Here is a 25,017-nt window from a genome sequence, read left to right as displayed (position 1 = left end):
AACGGTGGAGGTTCGTTCGGTCGATGTCGGGTTCCCTCATCCGATCACACTGAGCGTAGCCGTCCGCCGGACGGCGAAGTCGAAGTGCTGCGAGATCCCCGACTCAAGCCGAACCACCCGCCCGCGCACCCAGCCGCAACAACTTCTGCCGCTTCTTCTCAGCCTTGCGCTCCCTTCGCGCCGCCTTGCGCTCCCTGCGGTCATGGCTCCACAGATAAATCGCCGGCGTACTCAACAACGTCAGCAGTTGCGACACGAACAACCCGCCGAGGATCGCGATGCCCAGCGGCTGGCGCATTTCCGAGCCGTAGCCGAAGCCGATGGCCAGCGGCAGGGCGGCGCCCATGGCCACCAGGGTGGTCATGGTGATGGGGCGGAAGCGGACCAGGGCGGCTTCGCGGATCGCTTCGGGTGGTGAGCGGCCGTGTTCGCGTTCGGCGACGAGGGCGAAGTCGACCATCAGGATCGCGTTTTTCTTCACGATGCCGATCAGCATCAGCACCGCGATGGCGGACATCATGGTGAGCTGGGTGTGGGTGACCAGCATCGCCAGGAACGCGCCCATGCCGGCGGCCGGCAGCGTGGACAGGATGGTCAGCGGGTGGATCAGGCTTTCGTACAGCACGCCCAGCACCACGTACATCACCAGGATCACCGCCAGCAGCATCAGCAGGCCATTGTTGAGCGCGTCCATCAGGTTCTGGTTGTCGCCGGTGTAGCTTTTCTGCACGCCGGCGGGCAGGCCGGCGGCGAAGATGGCCTGGTCGACGTATTTCAGGCCGTCGGTCTGGGTCAGGCCCTTGGCCAGGTTGTAGTTGATCGAGGCCGATTCGAGCTGGTTGTAGTGGTTGATGGTGACCGGCGCGATGTGCGGTTCGATGTGCGCCAGCGCCGACAACGGAATCATCTTGCCTTCCGTGTTGCGCACGTAGGTGTTGAGCAGGTTGGCGGGGCTCAGTGACTGCTCGGCATCGGCGGTGAGCACCACGCGGTACTGGTTGATGTCGGAATAGATGGTGGAGATCTGGTTCTGGCCGAACGCGTTGTACAGCGCCGAATCGATCTGGCCCATGCTCACGTGCAGGCGGCCGGCGGCGTCGCGATCCACCTGCAGCAGCTGCTGCCGGCCGATGCTGTCGAAGCTGGTGCTGACGTCGCGGAATTGCTTCATGCCGCGCATCACCTGCGCCAGTCGCAGCGTCGGTTGCTGCAGCGGCAGGCCGGCGGTGCTGCTGAGCTGGAACGCATACTGGCCCTTGGCGCCGCCGCCGGGGCCGCCGCCGCCGATGAACTGCACCGTGGTCAGCGTCACGTCGAGGTCGCTGACCTGCTTGTAATACTTGTCCAGCCGGTCCACCACGGCCTGGCCCGGTTCGTGGCGGTCGTCGGGGCCGTCGCCCAGCGGCTTCAGATCCACGAACAGCGTGGACTGGTTGCCCACCGCGCCATTGTTGTTGTTGCCGCCGAGAATGGTGGAGACGTCCAGCACCGCCGGGTCGGCCTGCAGCACCGCGGCCATCGCCTGCGTGCGTTCGGCCAGCAGGGTCGGCGAGATGTTGGCGTCGGCGGTGATCTGCGCCTGCAGCAGGCCGGTGTCCTCCTTCGGCATCAGGCTGCCGCCGGCGGTCTTGGCCACCACTACCGCCAGCACCACGGTCAGCACCAGCAGCAGGATCGGTTGCCAGCGCATCACCCGCCGATGGTGCATGGCCCAGTCCAGCGCGCGTTCGTAGATGCGCAGCAGGCTGCCGTCGAAGCGCTCGGCCATGCGCTCCAGCCGGCCCGGCGTGCGCGTGCCGGACTCGTGCGCCAGCCAGGCGCCGCACAGGGCCGGCGTCAGCGTCAGCGAGACCAGCGCCGAGATCACGATGGTGGCGATCAGGGTGACCGAGAACTCGCGCATCAGCATGGTGAACATGTTGTTGCCGAACACCATCGGCCCGAACACGGCGATCAGCGACAAGGTGATCGACACCACCGTGAAGCCGATCTCGCGCACGCCGGTGAGCGCGGCCGGCAGCGGCGCCATGCCGCGCTCCATGTGGCGCACGATGTTCTCGATCACCACGATCGCGTCGTCCACCACGAAGCCCACGCACAGCACCAGCGCCACCAGCGAGAAGATGTTGAGGGTGAAGCCCAGCATCCACATCACCACGAACGCACCGGCCAGCGACAGCGGCACGCTGAACATCGCGATCACCGTGGGCCGCAGCCGGCGCAGGAACACCAGCATCACCAGCGCCACCATCACGATGCTCATCAGCAGCGCAATCTCCACCTCTTCCAACGCCGATTCGGTGGTGGGGGTGAGGTCGAAGATCGGGTGGATTTCCACGTCGGCCGGCATCAGGTGGCTGAAGCCCGGCAGGGCGGCGCGGATGGCGTTCACCGTGGCCACCGCGTTCGCCTCCGAGCGCTTGCTGATCTGCATGGTCACGGCGCGCTGGCCGTTGAACCAGGCCGCCGCGTACTGATCCTGCTGGCCACCGCTGATGGTGGCCACGTCGGACAGCCGCACCGGCACGCCGTCGCGGCTGGCGATCACCAGCGGGGCGAAATCGGCCACGGTGTGCAGCGCGTCGTTGGCGCTCACCGTCATCTGGGCGGCGCCGTTGCTGAGCATGCCTTGCGGCGAGGTGACGTTGGCCGCCCGCAGCGCGTTGGCCACGTCGTTGCTGGTGATGCCCTTGCGCGCCAGCGCGGCGCTGTTCAGCGCGATCCGCACCGCATGCGGCGCGCCGCCGGACACCTGCACCTGGGCCACGCCGGGGATCTGCGCCACGGCCGGTTTCAGCAAGGTGTCGGTGAGGTCGTAGAGCTGGTCGGGGGCCAGGCTGGTGGAGGTCAGCGACACCAGCAGCACCGGGATCTGCGAGGTGTCGAACTTGAAGTAGCCCGGCGGGCTGGGCATGCCCGCGGGCAGGTCGGCGGCGGCCGCGTTGATCGCCGCCTGCACGTCGCGGGCGGCCTTGTCGGCGGTGCGATCCATCTCGAACAGGATCTGGATCTGCGCGCCGCCCTCGCTGGCGCTGGAATACATCTGGCGCACGCCGGGAATCCGCCCCAGGTGCCGCTCCAGCGGCGCCACCACGGTGCTGGCCATGGTTTGCGCGTTGGCGCCGGGCATCTGCGCGAACACCACCACGCCGGGAAACTCGATCGACGGAAACGCCGCCACGCCCAACAACAGGTACGCCCACAGGCCACCCAGCATCAGCCCGATCGCCAGCAGCGAGGTGCCCACCGGGCGACGCACCATCGGCGCGAACACGTTCATGCGCACCGCCGTGCGTCACCGCGCGAGGTCGTCGATGGACGGGAACGGCGGCGGTTGGCGGCGAGAAGGGATGCAGGCATGCGCAGGGATATTACCGACGACGGCCTGCGCGTGGATGCCCGCCGCGCGAAAGTTTCTGCCACTCGGGTTCCCGGGAAAGCTTCGACCTCGCCCGTCATTCCTGCGAACGCAGGAATCCAGGGCCTTTGCGTTGAAGGGCCTGGAGGCACTGGATCCCAGCCTTCGCTGGGATGACGAGCAAAAGCTGATCCATCAGACCTCCCCAGGACCGGCACGCGGTTTACGACGCACTGGCCGCCAAACCCGCGCGCAGGCGCTTCTTCTCCGCCTTGCGCGCCTTGCGTGCGGCCTTGCGCAGCTTGCGGTCGTGACCCCACAGGTAGATCGCCGGCGTGCTCAGCAGGGTCAGCAACTGCGACACCAGCAGGCCGCCCACGATCGCCACGCCCAGCGGCTGGCGCATCTCCGAACCCACGCCAAAACCGATCGCCAGCGGCAACGCCGCACCCATCGCCACCAGCGTGGTCATGGTGATCGGGCGAAAGCGCACCAGCGCCGCCTCGCGGATCGCCTCGGGCGCGGACAGCCCGCGCTCGCGCTGCGCCACCAGCGCGAAATCCACCATCAGGATCGCGTTTTTCTTCACGATGCCGATCAACATCAATATCGCGATGATCGCCATCAGGCTGAGCTGGGTCTGCGTCACCAACATCGCCAAGAACGCGCCCGCGCCGGCCGCCGGCAAGGTGGACAGGATGGTCAGCGGGTGGCCCAGGCTCTCGTAGAGAATGCCCAGCACGATGTACATCGCCAGGATCGCGCCCAGCAGCAAGGTGCCGCCGTTGGATTGCAGATCCTGCAGCTCCTCGTCGGTGCCGCCGAACTTCAGCCGGATGCCGCCGGGCAGGTGGATCGCCAGCGCGGCCTGGTTGACCAGGTCGATGCCATGGCTTTCGGGCACGCCGGCGGGCAGGTTGTAGCTGATGTCGGTGGCTTCCAGCTGATCCTGGTGGACCACGCCGGACGGGCTGATGTTGGGCTCGATGCGGGCGATCGCGGACAGCGGGATCAACCGCCCCTGCGCGTTGCGCACGCGCGTGTCCAGCAGCGCGGCCGGGCTCAGCGACTGCGCGCCGGCACTGGTCAGCACCACGTGGTATTCGTTGATGTCGGAATAGATGGTCGACACCATGCGCTGGCCGAACGCGTTGTTCAGCGCCGTATCGACCATGCCCATGTTCACGTGCAGGCGCGCTGCGGCGTCGTGGTCCACCTTCAGCATCTGCTGCTTGCCCACCTCGTCGAATTCGCTGCCCACGTCGCGCAGCTCTTTCGACTTGCGCATCTGCTGCACCATCTTCAGCGCCCACGGCTGCAGGTCGCCGCCATCCTTGCTGATCATCTGGAAGCTGTGCTGCGCGCCCTCGTTGTTGCCGCCACCGCCGCCCATGAACTGCAGGGTGCGCAACTGCACCTTCATGTCGGGCAACACCTCGAACTGCTTGCTGAGCCGTTCCAGCACCACTTTCGAACTGTCGCGACGATGGCCCGGACCTTCACCCAGCGGCTTCAGGTCGATCCACATGCGGCCGTTGTTGCCCACCGCGCCGCCGTTGCGGCCCAGCATGGACGACACATCCAGCACGGCCGGGTCCGCCTGCACGATCGCCGCCGCCTGCTTCACCCGCTCGGCCATCAGCTGCGGCGAGATGTTGGCGTCGGCGCTGATGTTGCCGTTGAGCGCGCCGGTGTCCTCTTCGGGCATGAAGGTGCCACCGGCGGTCTTCACCACCGCCATGCCCAGCACCACCGTCGCCACCAGCAACAGCAGCGGTTGCCAGCGCATCAGCCGGCGGTGGTGCATGGCCCAGTCCAGCGCACGCTCGTAGACGCGGTGCAGCCAGCGGTCGAAGCGCTCGAACGCGCGCTGGATGCGGTTGAGCGGCTTTTCGCCGGCATGCTCCAGGGTGAGAAAGCGGCCGCACAGCGCGGGCGTCAGCGTCAGCGACACCAGCGCCGAGATCACGATCGCGGCGGTCAGCGTCACCGAGAACTCGCGCAGCAGCATCACCAGCATGTTGTTGCCGAACAGCAGCGGCGCGAACACCGCCACCAGCGACAAGGTGATCGACAACACGGTGAAGCCGATCTCGCGCACCCCGATCAGCGCGGCCGGCAGCGGTTGCTGGCCGTTTTCCATGTGGCGCACGATGTTCTCGATCACCACGATCGCGTCGTCCACCACGAAGCCGATGCACAGCACCAGCGCCACCAGCGACAGCAGGTTCAAGGTGTAACCGAACGCCCACATCGCCACGAACGCGCCGGCCAGCGACAGCGGCACGCTGAGCAGGGCGATCAGGGTGGGGCCGAGGCGGCGCAGGAAGATCAGCATCACCAGCGCCACCATCACGACGCTGATAACCAGCGTGAACTGCACTTCATGCAGCGCGGATTTGGTGGTCTGGGTGAGGTCAAGGATCGGCGTGATGGTGACATCGGCCGGCAGCATCGCGCGGAACGCCGGCAGCTGGTCGCGCACCGCGGCGGCGGTGGCCACCGCGTTCGCCTCCGGCCGCTTGGTCACCTGCATCATCACCGCGCGCTGGCCGTTGAACCAGGCGGCCTGGTATTGATCCTCCGGCCCGGAGGCTACCGTGGCCACGTCGGACAGCCGCACCGGCATGCCGTTTTTCATCGCGATCAGCAGGTTGCCGAATTCGGCCGGGTCCTGCAGCGCGTCGTTGGCCGACACCGTCATCTGCGTGTGGCCATCGCTGATGATGCCCTGCGGCGAGGTGACATTGGCCGCCCGCAGCGCGTTCGCCACGTCGTTGGTGGTGAGCCCCTTGGCCGCCAGCGCACCGGTATCCAGCGTCACCCGCACGGCGTGCGCCGTGCCGCCGAACACCTCCACCTGGGCCACGCCGGGGATCTGCGCCACCGCCGGGCTGAGCAAGGTGTTGGTGAGGTCGTACAGCTTGTCCGGCGGCAGCCCGGTGGAGGTCAGCGACACCAGGATCACCGGCACCTGGGTGGTGTCTGCCTTGAAGTATTGCGGCGGGTTGTCCATGTGCGTGGGCAGGTCGACCGCGGCGGCATTGATCGCCGCCTGCACGTCGCTGGCGGCCTTGTCCGCGCTGCGCCCCATATACAACTGCAACCGCACGAAGGTGCGCCCCTCGGTGCTGTTGGAGTACATCTCCTTGACCCCGGGAATGCGCCCCAGATGCCGCTCCAGCGGCGCCGCGACCGTGGCTGCCATGGTCTGCGCGCTGGCGCCCTGCATGTTGGCCGACACCATCACCACCGGCAGATCCATCGACGGCAGCGCGGCCACGCCCAGCAGTTGGTAAGCCCAGCTCCCCGCCAATATCAACCCGATCGCCAGCAGCGAGGTGCCGATCGGTCGGCGGATCATGGGCGCAAAGATATTCATGGGCTCTCCGTGGCGGGCAAGGATAGCCGCTGCCATGGCCCACCGCGATGTGCCTGAAGTCGGCCCTGCCGGATGGCATGGGCCTACCGAGCCGCGACCTTCTTTTGTAGGAGCGCACCCTGTGCGCGATGCTCTTGTTCTTTTTTTGGCCGTCTGTAGGAGCGACTTCAGTCGCGACGCTTTTGCTCTTGAATATGGCTCTAGAAAAGAGCTTTCGATCGCCTTTGGCGCTCGAGTTACTTTCTCTTTGCGTGGCCAAAGAGAAAGTAACCAAAGAGAAAGGCCACCCCGCTTCCGCGCCTTGCGGGCATCGTGCCCGCAAGGTCCGCGGTCGGGCTACGGGGTTTGTCGACAGTCCATCCATGGACTGACGCCAAACTGGTTCGCATCCATGCGGACCACCCTGCGGGCTTTTCCTTCGCCCGCCCGCCGCTTCAGAGGGGCCCCGGGTAGAGCAGCGCGCCATCGTGGCGCGCACTCGGTGCGCAGCGGCTGCGCCGCTGCGAGAGCGTCGCCGCGTGACGTTTTGCTCTTTCCCTCACCGTCCGATCACCCTTAGCGTAGCCGCGCAGCGGCGAAGTCGAAGGGTGAGGTTTGCGGGGCCTTTCGACTCTCGACTTAGGCCTTCGGCCTACGCTCAGGGAGAACGGTTGGGCTGGCGGCGGTGCTTTTGCTTTTGCTTTTGCTTTTGCTCTCGACCTTGCTCTGGCTCCATCCCGAGTGCGGGCCAGGATGGCCCGCTGCTCTACCCGGGGCCCCTGTGCGGCGGTGAGGCGGGGTCGACAGGCCGCGTAGCGGGCGTTGCCAGGGATGGCAACGCCTTTTCGCGCGGGCAGGAGCCCGCCCGAAAAGCCCGGCCCCGACTCACGGACTTGCCGGGCATGGATGCCCGGCAAGCGCCAAGTGGGGTGGCCTTTCTCTTTGGTTACTTTCTCTTTGGCCACGCAAAGAGAAAGTAACTCGAGCGCCAAAGGCGATCGAAAGCTCTTTTCTAGAGCCATATTCAAGAGCAAAAGCGTCGCGACTGAAGTCGCTCCTACAGAGGGAGCCAAGCAGGGGCATCACCGCATCGCAGGGCTATACCGCACCGTCAAAAAGAAACTCCGCCCCGGCTGGTTGTAGTACCAGACCGTTTCGTAGTCGCGGTCGAAGGCGTTCGCCAGGCGGGCTTCCAGTTGCCAGTCGGGGGTGAAGTGGTAGCTGGCGCGCAGGTCGGTGGTGGTATAGCCGGGCACGGCTTGTCGGTTGCCGGCGTCGGCGTAGCTGTGGCTGCGGGCGTTGAGGGTGGCACCCAGGCCGAACGCGCCGAAGCTACGGTCGACATCCAGCCGGGCGGTGCGTTGCGGGCGGCGCATCAGCAACTTGCCGTCGTTCGGGCCGCCGTCCTCGTTTCGCGGCTGCAGCCAGGTCAGGTAGCCCTGCACTTGCCAGCCGGCGAGGTCGATGCCCAGCTGGCCTTCCACACCGCGGATGCGGGCCTTGCTGATGTTCAGCGGGAAGTAGTTGCTGTCCAGCGCGATCATCTGGTCGATGTGGGTCTGGTAGGCGTTGATGCCCCAGTTCCAGTGGGTCAGGCGCTGGTTGAGGCCGAGTTCGACGCTGCGTGATTCTTCCGGTTTCAGGTCGGGGTTGCCGCTGCCGTAGGGGTAATAGACATCGTTGAAGGTGGGCGCGTGGAAGGCGGTGCCGTAGCTGGCCGAGAGGCGCAGGCCGTGGTCGAAACGGTAACCCCAGGCGGCGCCGCCGGTGTTGTGGTTGCCGAACTGGCCGTTGTGGTCGCGGCGCGCCGAGAGCTGGATTTCCTGGCGGCCGAAGTTGCCCTGGTATTGCGCGTAGCCAGCGGTGTTGTTGCGGCGGGTGTCGAGGTAGCCGGTGTCGCTGTCGACGCGCTCACCCTGCCAGTCGAGGCCCACGGTCAGCAGTTGGTTGGGCGCCACGGTGATGTCGTTCTGCCAGCCGGCCTGGTCGTGGCGCGAGCCGATGTAACCGCGAAAATCCTGGTTCTCGTAGCTGTCGTATCGGTCCAGGTTCTGGCCCAGGTTCAGCGTGGTTTTCCAGGCGTCGGTGGGGTTGATGCTGAAACGCCCGCCGGTCACCTGCTGCAGGGTGCGGCTGCGGTTCTGGTAGCTGCCGTCGAACTCGACCTCGCCCAGGTTGCGCAGCCAGGTGCCGGAGAGTTCGGCGCCGTTGTCCCAGCGGTAGCCGCCGCTGGCGGTGAGGTTCTTGTTGCGGTTGCCGTCGCGGTCGGGCTCATCGATGTAGCAGGCGGTGAAGGCCTCGGCCGCACCGATGCGGCAGCTGTTGATGCCGCGGGTGTACTGCGCGCCCACGCCGATGTTGTACCAGGCGTGCTCGTCGCCGCCGGACAAGCCCGCCTGCCCGCGCAACAGGTTGTTGCTGCCGGTGGTGAGGCTGAAGGACGGTTGCAGGCCGCCGCCGGGCTGGCCGTGGCGGGTGAATATCTGGATCACGCCGCCGATCGCATCGGCGCCGTAGAGGCTGGAGCGCGGCCCGCGCACCACTTCGACGTGGTCGATCTGTTCCACCGGAATCTGCTCGAACGCGGCCAGGCCCGCGGTGACGGAACCCACCCGCACGCCATCGACCAGCAGCAGCACATGGGTCGCATTGGTGCCGCGCATGAACAGCGACGTCTGCTGGCCCAGGCCACCCAGGTTGCCCAGGCTCACGCCCGGCAGGCCGGTCAGCAGGTCGGTGACGGTCAGCGGTTGCAGCCGGTCGATGTCCTCGCGGTTGATCACGCTGACCGCGGCCAGCGATTCGTCGACGGTGATCGCGGTACGCGTGGCGGTGACGATCACCGCGTCCAGGTTCTCCGTGCCCACGGGATCGGGCCGGCCCGCATCGGCTTGCGCCGCCATCGATGCGGCCAGCAGCGCGGCGGCCAGCAGGGTGCGTTTCATGTACGTGTGTTCCACAGGCATTTCTCCGCCGCGCGCCCGCGCACGGCTCTTTGCGTCAATGAGCCGGTGGCGAAGAAGGAGGGGACGGAACAACGGGCAGGCGAGCGCCGACACGACTGTTCGGCCTCGCCCACCGCGAGCCACCAGGAATCGTGCAGGCCGGTCTCCGGGCTCACGAGTGGCAGGGGAAACCTGCCTCGAACAGCGCCTTCCCGTGCAAGCACAGTGGCATTCGCTGATCGACGATTCTCGCTTACCGTTGCGGGGGCAGCGCCGGCCTTGCGGTGATCAACACCACGCACCGGCTTCCCGTTTCATCCCTTCGGCGTGAAGCCGTCGGGACACCTGAACCGAGCCACTTTAGCGTCGCGGGGTAGTTGAGGCAACGAGCGGGCGGTGTGGTGCTACGCCGCACAAGCATCGCGAACGGTCCGGGCGGGCGCCGGGCGACTGCTACGATGCTGCCCGTCTTCCACCGCCGATCGATGCCATGTCCCTGCTGCCCACCGTCGAACACGAAACCGCCGCCAACCCCACCCACAGCATCATCTGGCTGCACGGCCTGGGTGCGGATGGCAACGACTTCGCGCCGATCGTGCCGGAGCTGGTGGCGAAGGATTGGCCGGCGCTGCGCTTCGTGTTTCCGCATGCGCCGGTGCAGCCGGTGACGATCAACGGCGGCGTGCCGATGCGCGCCTGGTACGACATCCACGGTTTCGACGCGCGGGCGCCGCAGGACGAGGCGGGGATTCGCGTGTCGATCGCCGCCGTCGAGGCGCTGATCGCCCGCGAGAACGCGCGCGGCGTGGCGGATGAAAACATCTTCCTGGTCGGCTTCTCGCAAGGCGGCGCGATCGTGCTCAGCGCCGGTCTGCGCCATCCGCGCAAGCTCGCCGGCATCGTGGCGCTGTCCACCTACGTGCCGATATCCAGCCTGCTGGCCGCCGAACGCCATCTGGCCAACGGCGCCACGCCGATCTTCTGGGGCCATGGCAGCGCCGATCCGGTGGTGTTGTACCAGCGCGGCGTGGATTCGCGCGATCTGTTGTTGTCGCTGGGTTACACGGTGGACTGGCACAGCTACCCGATGCCGCATTCGGTCTGCGCCCAGGAGATCGCCGACCTGCGCCAGTGGCTGGGCGCGCGGCTGGCCTGACCCGCGCGGTGCGGCATACTCGCCTGATGCGCGAACCGCCCGCCCGCCGCCCCGAAGCCAGCCCCTTGCCGGACTTCTGCCGGCTGCCGGCGGTGTTCGCCTGGTTCGTGGTGGGCGCGCTGACGGTGACCGTGATGTGGCTGGCGCCCGGGCAGACGCGCGGCTGGTCCGGCTACAGCGTGGCGGTGCTGTTCGTCAGCTGGCTGGCGCTGGTGATCGCGGTGCTTCTGTGCAAATCGCGGCCGTGGCTGCAACGCCTGCCGGGCCGCTGGCCGTACCTCGGCGCGTGGCTGCTGATCATGCTGATCGTGGTGGCCGCCAGCGCGGCCGTGCACTGGCTCGACGCCTCGCTGCAAATGCCTTTCATCACCGCGTCGATGGGTGCGTTCGTGCGCGACAACGCCGTCATCGCCGCGCTGCTGGGCGCGGCGATGCTGCGCTATTTCTACGTGCTGGCGCAGTGGCAGGCGCGGCTGGCCGCGGTGACGCGGGCGCAGGTGGGTGCGTTGCAGGCGCGCATCCGGCCGCACTTCCTGTTCAACAGCATGAATACCGTGGCGGCCCTGATCCGGGTCGACCCGGCCGCCGCCGAACGCACCGTGGAAGACCTGTGCGAACTGTTCCGCGCCGCGCTGGGCCAGCACGACACCGACACCGGCACGCTGGGCGAAGAGCTGGCGCTGATCGAGCGCTACCTGGCCATCGAGCAATGGCGCCTGGCCGAGCGCCTGCGCGTGGTGCGCCAGCTGGATGAGCTGCCGGCCGATTTCCCGCTGCCGCGGCTGCTGCTGCAACCGCTGGTGGAAAACGCCGTGCGCCACGGCATCCAGCCGCTGCGCGCGGGCGGCGAGGTGGTGCTGCGCGGCGCCCGCGAAGGCGCTGGCGTCATGGTCGAAATCATCAACCCCCTGCCCACCACACCGCCGGAACCGGGCAACGGCCACGGCCTGGACAGCGTGCGCCAGCGCATCGCCTACCACTACGGCCCGCGCGCCCGCTTCGAGGCCGGCCCGCGCGGTGACCAGTTCGTGGTGACCCTGCACCTGCCGGGGCCAGCCGCATGACCCGCGTACTGATCGTCGACGACGAACCGCTGGCACGCGCCCGCCTGGCCGCACTGCTGGCCGAATGCGACGGCTGCGAACTGGTCGGCAGCGTGGCCGACGGCGAAGCCGCGCTGGCCGTGCTGGGCGAACTGCAGCCCGACGTGCTGCTGCTGGACATCAACATGCCCGCACTCAGCGGCACCGCCCTGGCCGGCCGACTGGCCGGACGCTCGCGGCCACTGATCATCTTCTGCACCGCCTACGAAGCCCATGCACTGCAGGCCTTCGAACTGGGCGCCGTCGACTACCTGCTCAAACCCGTACGCCTCGACCGCCTGCGCGAAGCCCTGCAACGCGCCCAACGACGGCTGGCCGAACAACCCCGCGAACGCACCACCTTCCTCCACGGCCGCCTCCGCGGCGCACCCGTGCGCATCGCGCTCGACGAAGTGATCTGCCTGCTGGCCGAAGAGAAATACGTGGTCGTGCAACATCAGGGAGGGGAATTGCTGATCGAGGAATCGCTGCGCCAGCTGGAGGAAACCTATCCCGAGCAACTGCTGCGCCTGCACCGCAACTGCCTGGTGCCGCCGGCTCGCTTGCTGGGGCTGAAAATCTTGCCGGATGGCCGTGCGTTGGCACGGCTGGAAGGCACTGAGCTGGCGCCTGAAGTGAGCCGGAGAAATTTGCCGGCGGTGCGGAAGTTGTTGCGATTGGGGTGAGTTGGACGGCCCTAATAAGTGGGATCTCCCTCCCCTAGGGCGCTACAGCCAGGAACGGAAGTTGGAGGAAGCGTGCCTTGGAGACGCCGAAAACCTAAGGAAACCGGGTGGCGAAGCCATAGAGGAGTAGACTCGATGCGGCCAAATTCCCCAAGTTAACATCGCGAGGTGGCCTGATCCGTATTGGCACAGCAGCACTCGCGCACGTGAGGCACAAGGCTAAATTGCTAGTGTTTTTGCTAGATAGTTGACTGCGTGAATGCACTCTTGTGTTACGCTTTGAGCGCCTTTGCGCCTATCACCAAATGGACAATTCACATGCCCAAACGCTTGCCGGTGAAGCTCAACAGGGAACCTCTTGTCGAAGCCACATGCCAGCTGCGCGTTACCAGTCAAGTAGCGTTGAACACGGTTTTCCCCGGCTACCTACTAGCAAAGCACCCTGGTGATGTCTCCGAGCTTCAACAGCTACCGGCGGCGATGTTCCCTGAGCCAATGCGTATGATTGACCCCGAATTGGCCTATGTTCCGCGAGTACGCTTCAAGTTCAAGGGTGTTCTGGTAATGATTGGTGAACGCTCGGTGGCGGTGACCAATCCCGCCCCTTACCTTGGATGGCTTCGTTTCAAGGATCTAATCACTGAGGTCTTCAACGATCTTCTCGCGTCCAAGCTGATTTCCGGAATTGAGCGCCTCTCCATCAAATATTTGAACGTCCTGAAAGCAAATGAGGAACCAAACCCTCAGAACGCACTGGCTTGGAACCTTCGCGTGGGCGGTCTTGAATTAGATATGCGAACCACTCATATGCGGACCGAAATTCGGAACAATGGCTTGGTAACTATTGTTCAACTCATCGGTGGCGCCATAGTTCAGGCACAAGGTCAGGCTGCGGAGGAGGGATCGTTGATCGATATCGACACAGTCCAGCCGGTGGAACAGCAGGAGCTCGGAGAGTTTGCGGACTCTCTGTCTGACCAACTGGATCGGGTACGTCGTGTTAACAAAGAGGTCTTCTTTGAATGTTTGACCGACGAGGCCGTAATGACGCTCGGGCCTACTTATGAATGATTGCATCCACCGAATGCCTGAAAGGTTGTATGGGGCTGCTACTGCCACAGTAATAGCCTTTAGTCTGCTGACGCCACCTAGCGTGGCGGCCGAATGCCCGTCTCATGTACGGCATATTTACCCTGCCAACGCCACCACTGATGCTACCCCTCAGTCATCCACTGTTCTCGCTGGAGGGTTGCATGACAGGATCGGCCCCTCCGCTAAGGCGGTATTAGGGGAGCTAGGGATTCAGCGACTGGAAAGTTTTTTGCAATTGCGAGCCGGATGGGATGGTCCGACCAGTAAACCCATAAGACTAGACTCCATCGATGTGTTCTCTCAGTTTTTTTCCGACACCGCACTGCGCCCGGAACAAATGGGAGTGTTCATGTCAGCTGAGGGCAACGTCGTGGTCAACTGGCTTGATAAAACGGCTCAGCTTGTCGAATTAGAATTCGATCCCGATGGCGTAAACTACTTTATTGAGAATGGCGAAATAGAGGGCACTATCTCTGCTAATGATTTGAGTCTTAGCGGAGTACCCCACGCCTTCAAAAATCACGCGGTAATCTGATGGCGGCCGGTGACCCGCTTGCCGGTGACGAAGAAGTAGTCCGCGCATATATGCATCCCTATTGGGATGACAACGTCAAGCGCGCCTCGAAATCAGCCTTTACCTGCTCCAATGTGTCTGTAAGTCGGCTAGCGATTTATGACCTTAATCAAATTGTTGAGGTCTTCAAGAAGGATTTTGAAGGCCGCAATGATATTAAAGCCATTGGGTGTGCCAAAGTCGCAGACATAGTTCAAACAGCTGAAGAACTCGCCGATGGTAAAAGGTCACCAATTACGCTGAAGGTAATCGAAGACCCGATTAAGGATGACCTTCGCGCCACAGATAATCCTGCTCATGCATTGATTTGCAGTAGGGATCGCAACTTACCGTATCAACCAAAGAAGATCACCGGCGGGGTGGCTAACCGACTTGTTCGCTTATTCAAGTTGACAACTCTTTCTGAGTAGCTCACGACCAGAAACAGGGAAACCGGGACGGAGGCCGAGGTTTTCCCCACGTTTTCATTCTGTCACGGCCATCTGGTCAAGCAGCGCCGGACATGGCTTTCGTATCTGCTCTATGAGTTCTGCGAGCCTGGCATTTGACCATTGTCGCGCCAGCGCCTCACGGCCAAGCCGCATGACCGAGTACAGCCATCGTTTGGATCGAAACGGCGCCAACCATTGGCCGATGCCTGCCGTTTCGCAGGCTATGCCGACCAGACAGTTGGCGAAGACCGTGAAACGCTACGAGAACATCGCCCCTACGCCACGCAGGAAGCGCGCCGAAACGTCGTCGTACAGGGCGTTTGCCTCGGTGTCGATGCTGCGCCGCTCGGGTTTTTCCATGAACCAGGCGATCGACTCGTGGATCGCCTCCTCGAAACGGTGTTGCGGTCGATAGTCGGGTACGAGGGAGCGCACCTTGGCGTTGTCGAAGATCGCGGCATTCGCCTTGTCGCCCTTGATGGGGCCCTCGAAGGCGTCTTTGTTGAAGCGCACCAGGAGATCGGTGGGCACGAACACGGTCTGCTCGTAGATGCGCTCGGGGTCCAGGCCCGCGGCGCTGGCGATGAACGCGTGGATCTGATTCCACGTCATCACGTCGTCCGACGTGATGTGAAACGCCTCGCCGATCGCCTTGTCGTTGCCCAACAAACCCGCAAAAGCCTGCGCGAAGTCGCGATGGTCGGTCAGGGTCCACAAGCTGGAGCCGTCGCCAGGAACCAGGATGGAGGCGCCGCGCTTCATGCGGTCGACGACGGTCCACGGGTGCGTCCACGAGTTGATCGCGGCGGGGATGTCGCAATGCGCATACGTGTGTGAGGGCCTGACCACGGTGAACGGGAATCCGGTTTCACGGTGGGCGGACTCAAGTCGCGCCTCCGACTCCGCCTTGTCCCTGCTGTATTGCCAGTAGGGGTTGGCAAGCGGCGTGGCGCTTTCCCTGGCGATGTAGAAGCCTGGAGGGGTTTCGTAAGCGGAGGCGGACGAGATGAAGACGTACTGCCGGGTAATGCCCGCGAAGGTCTCGATATCGCGGCTGATGTGGTCGGGATCGAATCCGATCCACTGGACCACCGAGTCGTAGTGGCCGTTGGCCGCAACGTCGGACTTGATCGCCGCCCGGAACGACGCCGTGTCGTTGACGTCGGCCACGATCACGTGAGCGCCCTGCGGGGCATCGGCCTTGAGCGAGGTGCCCCTGTTGATCAGGGTCAGGTCGTGTCCCCGGGCGACGACGAGCGGCGACACCGCCGAAGAAATAAGTCCCGTTCCCCCGATAAACAACATGCGCATGGTGGGCTCCCTCGTTCCATCTCAGACCGGGTCGAGACGATTCGACCCACGCGCCAATGTATCTGGTTGGTGGTGACACGAGAGGTGCTCCGGCGACAACGGCAGGCGCCTCAGCACAAGGCCATTCGCCACGAGTTTTACAGCGCATCCCTGCCCGCGGCGAGTTGGGTGCAGGTGCAACGGCTTTACCTGTCGTCCTATGTTCTGGAAGTCGAGCTGACCGCGGAGTTTGAGGAATGAGGGTGCGCCGTGGGGCACGCTTGTCTGCGGCAACACGAAAAGCCACCCGCAACATTCATGGCCGGCAACGGCGAGAGCGTCGCGACTGAAGTCGCTCCTACATGTGGCGGGTGTTTGCCGCGGTATCTGGCGGATTGATTTGGCGTTCGCGACACTACGGCCTCGCCGTTCCCGCATAGCCCTGAGGAGTCGCCGCCATGTCGCTCGCGCTTTACGGTCATCCGTTCTCCTCGTACACGCAGAAAGTGCTCATCGCGCTGTACGAGAACGCCACTCCCTTCGAGTTTCGCTGTCTTGGGCCGGACACGCCGCAGCATGCGGCCGAGTGGTTGCGTCGCTGGCCGCTGGGCAAATTTCCCCTGCTGGTGGATGGCGAGCGCAGCGTGGTCGAGACGACGATCATCATCGAGTACCTGCAGCTTGCGCATCCCGGGCCGGTCCGGCTGTTGCCCGCGGATTCGATGGCCGCGCTGGACGTGCGCTTTCTCGATCGCTTCTTCGACCTGCACGTGATGCAGTGGGTGCAGCACGCGGTGAATGGCGCGCTGACGGGTGACCCCGTGAAGCGCGAGGACGGGCTTGCGCTTGCGGCGAAGAAGCTGGATCTCGCCTATGCCTGGCTGGAAAAACAGCTGGCGGGCAGGACCTGGGCCGCCGGCGAGGCGTTCACGCTGGCCGATTGCGCGGCCGCGCCCGCGTTGTTCTACGCGGACTGGACGCAGCGGATTCCGGAGACCTGCCCGGTGTTGCGTGCCTACCACGCGCGCTTGCTGGCCCGGCCCTCTTTCGCCCGCGCCGTGAACGAGGCGAGGGAGTTCCGGCCGCTTTTCCCGCTGGGCGCGCCGGATCGCGATTGAGTGAGGCCCGGCGGGTGATTGCCCGCCGCTCTATGCACCGCCTTTCCGCACCGGCTCGGGCAGACGGTGCCTGGCAAACCTGTCCACCATCGATGCGCTGGCCTCGTTCAGGCCGGCGACTTCCACCTGGGCGCCGTGGCGGCGCAGCTTGTGCACGATGTCGTCGAGCGCGCCGATGGCCGAGACGTCCCAGAAGTGGGCGCCGCTGACATCGATGGTCACTTGGGCCGGCACATCCTGGTAGTCGATCGCATCCACCAGGCTATTGGAGGAGGCGAAGAACACCTGGCCGGTGACGTAGTAGGTGAGGATGCGTCCGTCACTGGAGCTGGCGGCTTTTACCTCGAACATCCGCGCGACCTTGCCGGCGAAGAACACGCCGCTGAGCAGGACGCCGACGAAGACGCCCTTGGACAGGTCGCGCGTCGTCACCACCACGATGACGGTCGCCAGCATCACCACGCTGGACTGCCATGGATGCGAGCGCAGGCTCTTGAATGACGACCACTCGAACGTGCTGATCGAGACCATGATCATCACCGCCACCAGCGCCGCCATCGGGATGCGCCTTACCCAGTCGCCCGCCACCACGATCAGGAACAGCAGGAAGCAGCCCGCGAACAGGGTCGACAAGCGGGTACGGCCGCCGGCGGTGACGTTGATGACCGACTGCCCGATCATCGCGCAGCCGCCCATGCCGCCGAGGAAGCCGGTGACGAAGTTGGCGGCGCCCTGCCCCATGCATTCGCGGTTCTTGTTGCTGGGCGTATCGGTCATGTCGTCGACGATGCGCGCCGTCAGCAGCGATTCGAGCAGACCGACCGCGGCCATGGCCAGCGAGTAGGGGAAGATGATGCGCAGGGTTTCCAGCGTGAATGGCACCTGCGGCACGCCGAACAGGGGCAGGCTGGAGGGCAGCGGGCCCATGTCGCCGACGGTGCGCAGCTTCAGGCCGGCCATGATCGAGAACGCGGTGATCACGATGATGCTCACCAGCGCGGAGGGCACGCGTTTCGTCAGTAGCGGGAAAAGGTAGATGACCGCCAGGCCGGCGGCGACCATCGCGTACATGTGCCAGTCGGCGCCCACGAACTGCGGTAGTTGCGCCATGAAGATCAGGATGGCCAGCGCGTTGACGAAGCCGGTCATCACCGAGCGCGAGACGAACTTCATCACCAGCCCCAGCCGGGCCGCGCCGGCGACGACCTGCAGCAGGCCCATCAGGATGGTGGCGGCGAACAGGTATTGCAGGCCGTGATCGCGCACCAGCGTGATCATCAGCACCGCAGTCGAGGCCGTGGCGGCCGAGATCATGGCGCGGCGGCCACCGAGGATGGCCGAGGTCACCGCGATCGAGAACGAGGCGTACAGGCCCACCTTGGGATCGACGCCGGCGACAATGGAGAAGCCGATGGCTTCGGGGATGAGCGCCAGCGCCACCAGCGCGCCGGACAGCAGTTCGGTGGGCACGTTGGTCAGCCAATCGCGCCGGAAGTTGGGGAAAGTCCGCATTTTTTTCAGGCCAAAGCGTTCGCGGACACCGCCGCATCAGCGGCATGTCTCTCGGGCAGGGGATGGTGTCGCGAGGTTTCCGGGGGATAGGCGCCCGGACGAGCCACCCGGCAGGGCCGGGTCCATGGAGGTGCGTATGCTCGCGGTTTCGGGGCGGCGGATCAACCGGCCATGCCGGAACCGGCACATGCAAGCCGGGCCGGACTGGCTACGGTAAAAGCGAAACGCGGTCGGGCCTGCGGCGAATCGTCGGGCGGTCTGGCCCGCCGTTCTGCGCGACAATACGGTTTTGCCAATGCCCGCGGAGTCCCCATGACCACCACCTTGCGCATCGCCACCCGCAAAAGCGCGCTCGCCCTCTGGCAGGCAGAGCACGTGGCGGCCTTGCTGCGCGTGGCGCATCCCACGGTGGATGTGGTGCTGGTGCCGATGAGTACGCGCGGCGACGAGATCCTGGATCAGCCGCTGGCCACGATCGGCGGCAAGGGCCTGTTTCTGAAGGAGCTGGAAGTGGCGATGCTGGAAGGGCGCGCCGACCTGGCCGTGCATTCGCTGAAGGATGTGCCGGCCGACCTGGAGCCGGGTTTTGCGCTGCCGGCGATCCTGCCGCGGGCGGATGCGGCCGATGCGTTTGTCAGCAACGATTACGCCGACCTGGCCGCATTGCCGCAGGGCGCGCGGGTGGGCACGTCCTCATTGCGGCGACAGACCCAGTTGCGGGCGCTGCGGCCAGATCTGCAATTGCTCGACCTGCGCGGCAACGTGGGCACGCGGCTGGGCAAGCTCGATACCGGTGACTACGACGCCATCGTGCTGGCGTGCGCGGGGCTGGAACGGCTGGGCCTGGCCTCGCGTATCCGCTCCCGACTGGCCGCGCCGGACTGGCTGCCCGCGCCGGGGCAGGCGGCCATCGCGATCGAGGCACGCGACGACAATCCGCGCGTCCTGCAGTTGCTGGCGGCGCTGGACGATACCGATACGCGCATCACCGTCAGCGCGGAGCGGGCGATGAACCGCGCGCTGGGCGGCAGCTGCACCGTACCGGTGGGCGCCTGGTGCGTGCTGGGCGAACACGGCCTGCATCTGCGCGGCATGGTGGGTGATGTGGAGCGTGGGCGATTGCTGCACGCCGAAGCCCATGCGACCAGCGACCAGGCGCAAGCCCTTGGCGAACAGGTGGCCGAGGCGCTGTTGCAGCAGGGCGCCGGGGCGCTGTTGGGATTGTGAGGTAGAGCGACCCCTCCCCAACCCTCCCCTGCGCGCAGGGGAGGGAGTACGGCGAGGCACTCTTGTGGCTCCTCCCCCTGCTGGCAGGGGGAGGCTGGGAGGGGGTGGCTCGGGCTTGCCGCGAAGGTCAAGAGCGAAACCCCTCCCCGGCCCTCCCCCGCAGCAAGCAGGGGAGGAAGAAAGGCGACCGCTCTCCAACGACAACGGCCCCCCCGCTTGCGCGGAAGGGCCGTGGCGATACCCCGGTGCAATCAGCTCAGAAGCTGTAGACCAGGTTGGTGGTGGTGAGCGTGTCGGTGTTCTTGGTGCCCGGCAACACGTCGGTGTTGTGGCGCACCTGGAAGCCGACTTTCAGCGCCAGCTTCTTGGTCATGCTGACGGCCAGCCCCGCGTCGTTCTGCAGGTAGGTGTTCTTCGAGCCTGCTTCGACCAGCAGCGTGTCGTCGAACGAGGTGTTTTCGGTGAGCTTGTACTTGTAGTTGACCAGGCCGCGGCCGACCATCTCGCTTTCGGTGGGCTGGCGTACGGCCACGCTTTCGTTGTCCACGATGATGTGGGTGTCAGCCGGGCGGTAACGCTTGTAACCGGGGCCGACTTCGAACGAGAGCTCGTTGCGCTCGTCTTTCAACGCGATGTAGCCGTAGCCCAGCGAGACGATGCCCTGCCACAGGTTGGCGCCGAAATCGTCGTGCTCGTAACGCGCCGCGCCCACGATGTAGCTGCGCGGATCAAGCTTGTAGCCCACCGACGCGCCGCCGTCGTAACGGTTGGCGGTGGTGTTGAACTCCTTGATCGTGTTGCCGGCTTCGTCCTCGATCGTCTGCTGGCTCTTCGAGCGCAGGCCGTCGACGAAGAAGCTGTTCTTCCACTGGTCGTTTTCCTGGTTCAGGCCGAGCTTGGCGTTGAGGTTCTCCGAACGCGAGTTGCCGGTGGAGGACGCGAAACCGAACTCGCCCGAACCGCTCCAGCCGCCGTTGTTGGGTGCGCTTTGCGCCTGCACGCCGAAACTGGCACACGCCGCCAGCAGCGCGCTGGCCATCAAGGTCTTTTTCATCCGGGGAGCGATCCATTTGTTAATTAAAAGTGAGTTACTACGATAGCCGGCCGCATTGAACTTGCTATGAATGACGCCGGCAAGTTCAGCGGATGATGTCATTCCGGCGCACGGCGGCGAACTGGCGTTGTTCCAGCCAGCGCCCGAGCAGGCAACTGGGCGCTGCCACGGCAGCGGCCAGCAGCGGCGTGTGGATCCACATGGCCAGCACGATCGCCAGCGCCGGGACGGCGTAGGCCAGCAAGGTCGACACCCACCGGGCCGAGCGCAATACCGCCGTGCGTGCGGGGCGACGGCGCTCCAGCGATCGCCAGGCCCGGACTTCCGTCACCCACGTCGCCAGCGCCAGCGCCAGCAACACCGCCAGCCATGGCATGCCCAGGAATGGCGAGCCCTGCTGGCCCTGCGCCACCGTGATGGCCCACAGGCACAGGCCACCGGCATAGCCGGCGAAAAGCACCCGGCGCAGCGGAAACTGCCGTGACGGCGGCGGCGGTGCCGGCCGCACCCAGCGGCGGCGATGGTCGTAATGGTTGTAGGCGAGGCTGGCCAGGCTGCAAAGCGCCAGCGCCGCACCGGCCAGTCGCGTCGCCCAGAAATCGTTGTCGCCGCGGGCCAGGCCGGCCACGCCAAGCATCGGCAGGTAGGTGACAAACGCCAGCAACGCCGCCCGCGTGGGTCGGCTGTCGCGATACGGCTGCCAGCCATACCAGTCGTGCGCGGCACCGCGCCCCGGCAGGCAGGCCAGCATCAGGCCGAACCCGGCCAGCACCAGCCCGGCCGCCAGCGGCACCAGCGTTCCGCTGCGGCCATCCGGCCGTCCCAACACCAACGCCATCCCCAGCCACGCCCACAGGCCGTAGCCGCTCGTGGCCAGCACGCGCCAGAACGGTGCCGCCACATGGGTGACCGCCCGCGCGGCTTGGCTGCCGTTCGCGTCGTTGGCCGGCGCGGCATCGGGCGAGGAGGAGATCGGTGGCATGGACGTTGTCAGTCAAGGCATCGAACGCTCAGGATACGGCAAGCGCCCCGGTGTGTCCCGGCGACCGCATCACACACGCCGCCCGTGCTACAACGCCTGCATTCCAACCCCAGCCTGGACCCGCGTCATGGACCGCTACGAACGCATACTCACCCTGCATCGCATGCTGAAATCGGCGCATTACCCGATCCCGTTGCCACGCCTGCTGGGCGAGCTGGAATGCTCCCGCGCCACGCTGTATCGCGACGTGGCGTTTCTGCGCGATGCGCTGGGCGCGCCGATCGAAAGCGCCGGCGGCGATTCGGCCGCGTTCCGCTACGCACTGGGCGAGGGCGAGCGTTTCGAACTGCCCGGCTTGTGGCTCACCTCCGACGAACTGGCCGCGTTGCTGGCCCTGAACGAATTGATGGGCCGCAGCGGACCGGGCGTGCTGGCCGGCGCGCTGGCACCGTTCAAGGCGCGCATCGAAGGGCTGCTCACCGACCAGGGCAGCGGCACCGCCTTGCCGCTGGAGCGCATCCGGGTGATCCCCTGGGGCGAGCGGCGGCTGGACCAGCAGGTGTTCCGCACCGTGGCTGGTGCCGTGTTGCGGCGGCGGCAACTGCGCTTCCGCTACCGCGCGCGCACCACCAATGCCGACAGCCACCGCACCGTGTCGCCGCAGCGGCTGACCCACTACCGCGACAACTGGTACCTCGACGTGTGGGATCACGACCGCGAGGCGCTGCGCAGCTTCGCGGTGGACCGCATCGCCGAGGCGCAGGCGCTGGAGCAGCCGGCGATCGACGTCAGCGAAGGCGACCTCAACGACCTGCTCGCCTCCAGCTACGGCATCTTCGCCGGCAAACCCAAAGCCTGGGCCACCCTGCGCTTCTCCGCCCACGCCGCCCGCTGGGTCGCCGACGAACACTGGCACTCCCAGCAAAAAGGCGAGTGGCTGCCCGACGGCCGCTACGAATTGAAAGTGCCGTACTCCAACTCGAAGGAACTGCTGATGGACGTACTCAAGTACGGCCCGGATGCCGAAGTGGTGGCACCAATGTCGCTGCGCGAGGAGATGAAGATCCTGCTGCAGCTGGCCCTGGGCGGGTATCAGTGAAGCTGGGAATCGGGAATCGGGAATCGGGAATCGGGAATCGGAAAAGCCTCCTATCCGCCCATTCCCTATTCCCCATTCTCCATTCCCTGCTCCTAGGGATTGAAAGGCCAGAACACCGGAATCAGCCACATCGACACCGCGCAGAAAATCGCGATCAGCGGGATGCCCACCTTCATGAAGTCGGTGAAGCGGTAGCCGCCGGCGTAATAGACCATGGTGTTGGTGGGGTAGCCGACCGGGGTGGCGAAGGAGGTGGCGGCGGCAAAGGCCACCGCCACCACGAACGGGCGTGGATCGGCGTGCACCGCGTGCGCCACGGTGATCGCGATGCCTACCATCAGCACCACCGACGGGTTGTGGCCCATCAGCTCGGTCAGCAGCGCGGTGAGCAGGTAGACCATCAGCAGCGCGGCCAGCGGGCCGTGTCCGCCCACCAGTTCCATCGCGCCTTGCACCACCACGGTGGACAACCCGGTGTTCTCGATCGCCAGTCCCAACGGCAGGATCGCGCCGAGCAGCACGATGATCTTCCAGTCCATGCCCTCGTAGACGTCTTTACGGCCAAAACAGCCGGTGAGCGCCATCGCCACCGCACCGCATATGGCGGCGATGGGGATCGGCAGCCAGTGCAGGCCGGACACCACCACCACGGCGGCCATGATCGCCGCAGCCACGATCGCCTTGCGCGACATGCCACGGGAATCGTCGCGCTCGTTCAACACGATGAAGGTCTCGTCGCTGCGCAGCTTGGCCATGGCGTCTTCGTCCACCAGCACCAGCAGCACGTCGCCGACGGCCAGGCGGGTGACGCTGAGCTTGTCGCGCAGCACTTCGCCGCGCCGGTGCAACGCCAGCACCGTGGCGCGGTAGCGCCAGTCCAGGCCGATCTCGGCCAGGCGGCGATCCTCCACCGGGCTGGCCGGTGCCACCATGATCTCGGCCAGCACGCGGGGCTGCTCGCCCTCTTTCGCGTAGCGCCGCTCGGGTGCGTTGTGCAGCCTGGTCTGGCGCTGGAATTCCTCGATCTTGTCCCAGTCACCGCGCACCAGCAGCACATCGCCAGCCTGCAGTTTCTGTTCGCGCGGCGACCACATGCGCCGTTCGCCGCGCAGCAATTCCAGTGGATAGACGTTGAACTTCTCGCCTAGCCGCGCCTCGGCGATGGCCGTGCCCAGCAGCGGTGAATCCTCACTCACTTCCAGCTCGGTGACGTATTTGCCGATGTCGCTGCCCTGCGGCAGGGTCGCGTCGATGTGCTTGGGCAACAGGTGCCGGCCGATCAGCATCAGGTAGGTGATGCCCACCACCGCCAATACCGCGCCCAACTGGGTGAACTCGAACACGCCGAACTCGGCCATGCCGTGCTTTTGCGCCAGGCTGTCGGCGAGCAGGTTGGACGAAGTGCCGATCAGGGTGCACACGCCACCCATCTGCGCGGCGTAGGCCATCGGCATCAGTACCCGCGCGGGCGAGGTGCCGGTGCGCTGGCATACACGCAGCGCCAGCGGCAGGAAGGTGGCCACCAGCGCGATGTTCTTGACGAAGGCGCCCAGCGGCGCGATCGCCAGCATCATCGCCAGGGTCAGCAGCCATGGTTTGCGGATCTTCATCAGCAGGCGGGTCAGCGGATCGAGCACGCCGGAGCGCTCGATGCCCAGGCTCAGCGCGAACATTGCCGCCACCGTCACCGTGGCCTCGTTGCTGAAGCCGGACAAGGCCTGCACCGGTGTGACGATGCCCAGCACCACCAGCGATCCCAGCACCAGCAGCGCCACAAGGTCGATGCGCACTTTCTCGCTGACGAACAGCGCCATCGCACCCACGATGATCGCGACCGTGGCCCATGCCTGCCAGCTCACCGGCGCCCCCCCGCGCAGCGCGGGCGCGATTTCGCGGCGCAAGACATCCGGCGCCCGACGATGGTGTGGGCGATTGGTTTGTCGTCATTCACGCCCCGCATCATGGGACAAACACCTTGTCGGTTCCAGAATGCGTGGACTTCAACACAGGCTGGTGCCAACGTATCGTGATGACCCGGACCCCTTCGACG

General features: G+C 65.6%; 17 protein-coding genes, 1 riboswitch and 1 other annotated feature. Of the genes, 9 read left to right on the top strand and 8 right to left on the bottom strand.

The window, feature by feature from the left end; all coding sequences use genetic code 11:
* Nucleotides 1–103: 103 nt before the first annotated feature.
* The 3 genes from ACFPK0_RS00685 to ACFPK0_RS00675 all read right to left on the bottom strand — a co-directional run bounded on the left by ACFPK0_RS00685 (nt 104) and on the right by ACFPK0_RS00675 (nt 9,664).
* Entirely contained in the window at nt 104–3,280 is a 3,177-nt protein-coding gene (locus tag ACFPK0_RS00685) for an efflux RND transporter permease subunit (protein WP_377337650.1), read from the bottom strand.
* Between the two features lie 301 nt (nt 3,281–3,581).
* Nucleotides 3,582–6,740: an efflux RND transporter permease subunit gene (locus ACFPK0_RS00680; RefSeq protein WP_377337648.1), complete on the bottom strand. Its 3,159-nt coding sequence runs from the start codon at nt 6,738–6,740 to the stop codon at nt 3,582–3,584.
* 1,061 nt (nt 6,741–7,801) lie between these two features.
* Nucleotides 7,802–9,664: a TonB-dependent receptor domain-containing protein gene (locus ACFPK0_RS00675; protein ID WP_377337646.1), complete on the bottom strand. Its 1,863-nt coding sequence runs from the start codon at nt 9,662–9,664 to the stop codon at nt 7,802–7,804.
* Between the two features lie 140 nt (nt 9,665–9,804).
* Nucleotides 9,805–10,028: riboswitch (cobalamin riboswitch) on the bottom strand.
* Between the two features lie 126 nt (nt 10,029–10,154).
* Between ACFPK0_RS00675 and ACFPK0_RS00670 the strand changes: the two genes are divergently transcribed.
* From ACFPK0_RS00670 to ACFPK0_RS00645, 6 genes are all read left to right on the top strand, one after another.
* Complete coding sequence (locus ACFPK0_RS00670) at nt 10,155–10,820, top strand: alpha/beta hydrolase (RefSeq protein WP_056083313.1); 666 nt, start codon at nt 10,155–10,157, stop codon at nt 10,818–10,820.
* Between the two features lie 26 nt (nt 10,821–10,846).
* The gene (locus ACFPK0_RS00665; RefSeq protein ID WP_377337644.1) at nt 10,847–11,884 is read left to right on the top strand and encodes a sensor histidine kinase; all 1,038 of its coding nucleotides are present in this window, start codon (nt 10,847–10,849) and stop codon (nt 11,882–11,884) included.
* Nucleotides 11,881–12,588, top strand: a complete 708-nt coding sequence (locus ACFPK0_RS00660) for a LytR/AlgR family response regulator transcription factor (RefSeq protein WP_377337641.1) — start codon at nt 11,881–11,883, stop codon at nt 12,586–12,588. Before ACFPK0_RS00665 ends, ACFPK0_RS00660 begins: the two co-directional genes overlap by 4 nt.
* A 318-nt stretch (nt 12,589–12,906) precedes the next feature.
* On the top strand, nt 12,907–13,659 hold the full coding sequence (locus ACFPK0_RS00655) for a TIGR04255 family protein (protein ID WP_377337640.1): 753 nt from the start codon (nt 12,907–12,909) through the stop codon (nt 13,657–13,659).
* Nucleotides 13,652–14,215: a hypothetical protein gene (locus ACFPK0_RS00650; RefSeq protein WP_377337639.1), complete on the top strand. Its 564-nt coding sequence runs from the start codon at nt 13,652–13,654 to the stop codon at nt 14,213–14,215. Before ACFPK0_RS00655 ends, ACFPK0_RS00650 begins: the two co-directional genes overlap by 8 nt.
* Nucleotides 14,215–14,664: a hypothetical protein gene (locus tag ACFPK0_RS00645; RefSeq protein ID WP_377337637.1), complete on the top strand. Its 450-nt coding sequence runs from the start codon at nt 14,215–14,217 to the stop codon at nt 14,662–14,664. Before ACFPK0_RS00650 ends, ACFPK0_RS00645 begins: the two co-directional genes overlap by 1 nt.
* A gap of 279 nt (nt 14,665–14,943) precedes the next feature.
* On the opposite strand, the gene ACFPK0_RS00640 is transcribed toward ACFPK0_RS00645, so the two are convergent.
* The gene (locus ACFPK0_RS00640) at nt 14,944–15,996 is read right to left on the bottom strand and encodes an NAD-dependent epimerase/dehydratase family protein (RefSeq protein WP_377337635.1); all 1,053 of its coding nucleotides are present in this window, start codon (nt 15,994–15,996) and stop codon (nt 14,944–14,946) included.
* Between the two features lie 437 nt (nt 15,997–16,433).
* Here ACFPK0_RS00640 and ACFPK0_RS00635 point away from each other — a divergent pair, with 437 nt between their 5' ends.
* On the top strand, nt 16,434–17,093 hold the full coding sequence (locus ACFPK0_RS00635) for a glutathione S-transferase family protein (protein WP_377337633.1): 660 nt from the start codon (nt 16,434–16,436) through the stop codon (nt 17,091–17,093).
* Between the two features lie 30 nt (nt 17,094–17,123).
* On the opposite strand, the gene ACFPK0_RS00630 is transcribed toward ACFPK0_RS00635, so the two are convergent.
* A complete protein-coding gene (locus ACFPK0_RS00630; RefSeq protein ID WP_377337631.1) occupies nt 17,124–18,605 on the bottom strand; it encodes a SulP family inorganic anion transporter in 1,482 nt (493 codons plus the stop codon).
* Nucleotides 18,606–18,678: 73 nt separating this feature from the next.
* Nucleotides 18,679–18,732, bottom strand: a sequence feature (sul1 is cis-regulatory element that is thought to sense ions involved in sulfur or methionine metabolism; They are found in Alphaproteobacteria).
* 185 nt (nt 18,733–18,917) lie between these two features.
* On the opposite strand from ACFPK0_RS00630, the gene hemC reads away from it, so the two are divergent.
* Complete coding sequence (hemC, locus tag ACFPK0_RS00625; RefSeq protein WP_056083347.1) at nt 18,918–19,832, top strand: hydroxymethylbilane synthase; 915 nt, start codon at nt 18,918–18,920, stop codon at nt 19,830–19,832.
* A 256-nt stretch (nt 19,833–20,088) separates the two neighbouring features.
* Here hemC and ACFPK0_RS00620 read toward each other — a convergent pair whose 3' ends face one another.
* The gene (locus tag ACFPK0_RS00620; protein WP_056606962.1) at nt 20,089–20,886 is read right to left on the bottom strand and encodes a DUF481 domain-containing protein; all 798 of its coding nucleotides are present in this window, start codon (nt 20,884–20,886) and stop codon (nt 20,089–20,091) included.
* Between the two features lie 85 nt (nt 20,887–20,971).
* Complete coding sequence (locus tag ACFPK0_RS00615; RefSeq protein ID WP_056083353.1) at nt 20,972–21,868, bottom strand: hypothetical protein; 897 nt, start codon at nt 21,866–21,868, stop codon at nt 20,972–20,974.
* A gap of 127 nt (nt 21,869–21,995) precedes the next feature.
* Here ACFPK0_RS00615 and ACFPK0_RS00610 point away from each other — a divergent pair, with 127 nt between their 5' ends.
* Nucleotides 21,996–22,967: a helix-turn-helix transcriptional regulator gene (locus tag ACFPK0_RS00610; protein WP_056083356.1), complete on the top strand. Its 972-nt coding sequence runs from the start codon at nt 21,996–21,998 to the stop codon at nt 22,965–22,967.
* 92 nt (nt 22,968–23,059) lie between these two features.
* On the opposite strand, the gene ACFPK0_RS00605 is transcribed toward ACFPK0_RS00610, so the two are convergent.
* Nucleotides 23,060–24,868, bottom strand: a complete 1,809-nt coding sequence (locus ACFPK0_RS00605; protein ID WP_377337627.1) for an SLC13 family permease — start codon at nt 24,866–24,868, stop codon at nt 23,060–23,062.
* Nucleotides 24,869–25,017 lie beyond the last annotated feature (149 nt).

It is taken from the genome of Rhodanobacter ginsenosidimutans, from assembly GCF_042655685.1.
GTDB classification, from domain to species: domain Bacteria; phylum Pseudomonadota; class Gammaproteobacteria; order Xanthomonadales; family Rhodanobacteraceae; genus Rhodanobacter; species Rhodanobacter ginsenosidimutans.
The sequence above is the reverse complement of the archived record's forward strand: the minus strand, read 5'-3'. Positions and strand labels throughout refer to the sequence as shown.

Bases quoted from the DNA above. Each gene is read 5' to 3' on its own strand.
- ACFPK0_RS00685 (WP_377337650.1), bottom strand. From the start codon at position 3,280: ATGAACGTGTTCGCGCCGATGGTGCGTCGCCCGGTGGGCACCTCGCTG.
- ACFPK0_RS00680 (WP_377337648.1), bottom strand. From the start codon at position 6,740: ATGAATATCTTTGCGCCCATGATCCGCCGACCGATCGGCACCTCGCTG.
- ACFPK0_RS00675 (WP_377337646.1), bottom strand. From the start codon at position 9,664: ATGAAACGCACCCTGCTGGCCGCCGCGCTGCTGGCCGCATCGATGGCG.
- ACFPK0_RS00670 (WP_056083313.1), top strand. From the start codon at position 10,155: ATGTCCCTGCTGCCCACCGTCGAACACGAAACCGCCGCCAACCCCACC.
- ACFPK0_RS00665 (WP_377337644.1), top strand. From the start codon at position 10,847: ATGCGCGAACCGCCCGCCCGCCGCCCCGAAGCCAGCCCCTTGCCGGAC.
- ACFPK0_RS00660 (WP_377337641.1), top strand. From the start codon at position 11,881: ATGACCCGCGTACTGATCGTCGACGACGAACCGCTGGCACGCGCCCGC.
- ACFPK0_RS00655 (WP_377337640.1), top strand. From the start codon at position 12,907: ATGCCCAAACGCTTGCCGGTGAAGCTCAACAGGGAACCTCTTGTCGAA.
- ACFPK0_RS00650 (WP_377337639.1), top strand. From the start codon at position 13,652: ATGAATGATTGCATCCACCGAATGCCTGAAAGGTTGTATGGGGCTGCT.
- ACFPK0_RS00645 (WP_377337637.1), top strand. From the start codon at position 14,215: ATGGCGGCCGGTGACCCGCTTGCCGGTGACGAAGAAGTAGTCCGCGCA.
- ACFPK0_RS00640 (WP_377337635.1), bottom strand. From the start codon at position 15,996: ATGCGCATGTTGTTTATCGGGGGAACGGGACTTATTTCTTCGGCGGTG.
- ACFPK0_RS00635 (WP_377337633.1), top strand. From the start codon at position 16,434: ATGTCGCTCGCGCTTTACGGTCATCCGTTCTCCTCGTACACGCAGAAA.
- ACFPK0_RS00630 (WP_377337631.1), bottom strand. From the start codon at position 18,605: ATGCGGACTTTCCCCAACTTCCGGCGCGATTGGCTGACCAACGTGCCC.
- hemC (WP_056083347.1), top strand. From the start codon at position 18,918: ATGACCACCACCTTGCGCATCGCCACCCGCAAAAGCGCGCTCGCCCTC.
- ACFPK0_RS00620 (WP_056606962.1), bottom strand. From the start codon at position 20,886: ATGAAAAAGACCTTGATGGCCAGCGCGCTGCTGGCGGCGTGTGCCAGT.
- ACFPK0_RS00615 (WP_056083353.1), bottom strand. From the start codon at position 21,868: ATGCCACCGATCTCCTCCTCGCCCGATGCCGCGCCGGCCAACGACGCG.
- ACFPK0_RS00610 (WP_056083356.1), top strand. From the start codon at position 21,996: ATGGACCGCTACGAACGCATACTCACCCTGCATCGCATGCTGAAATCG.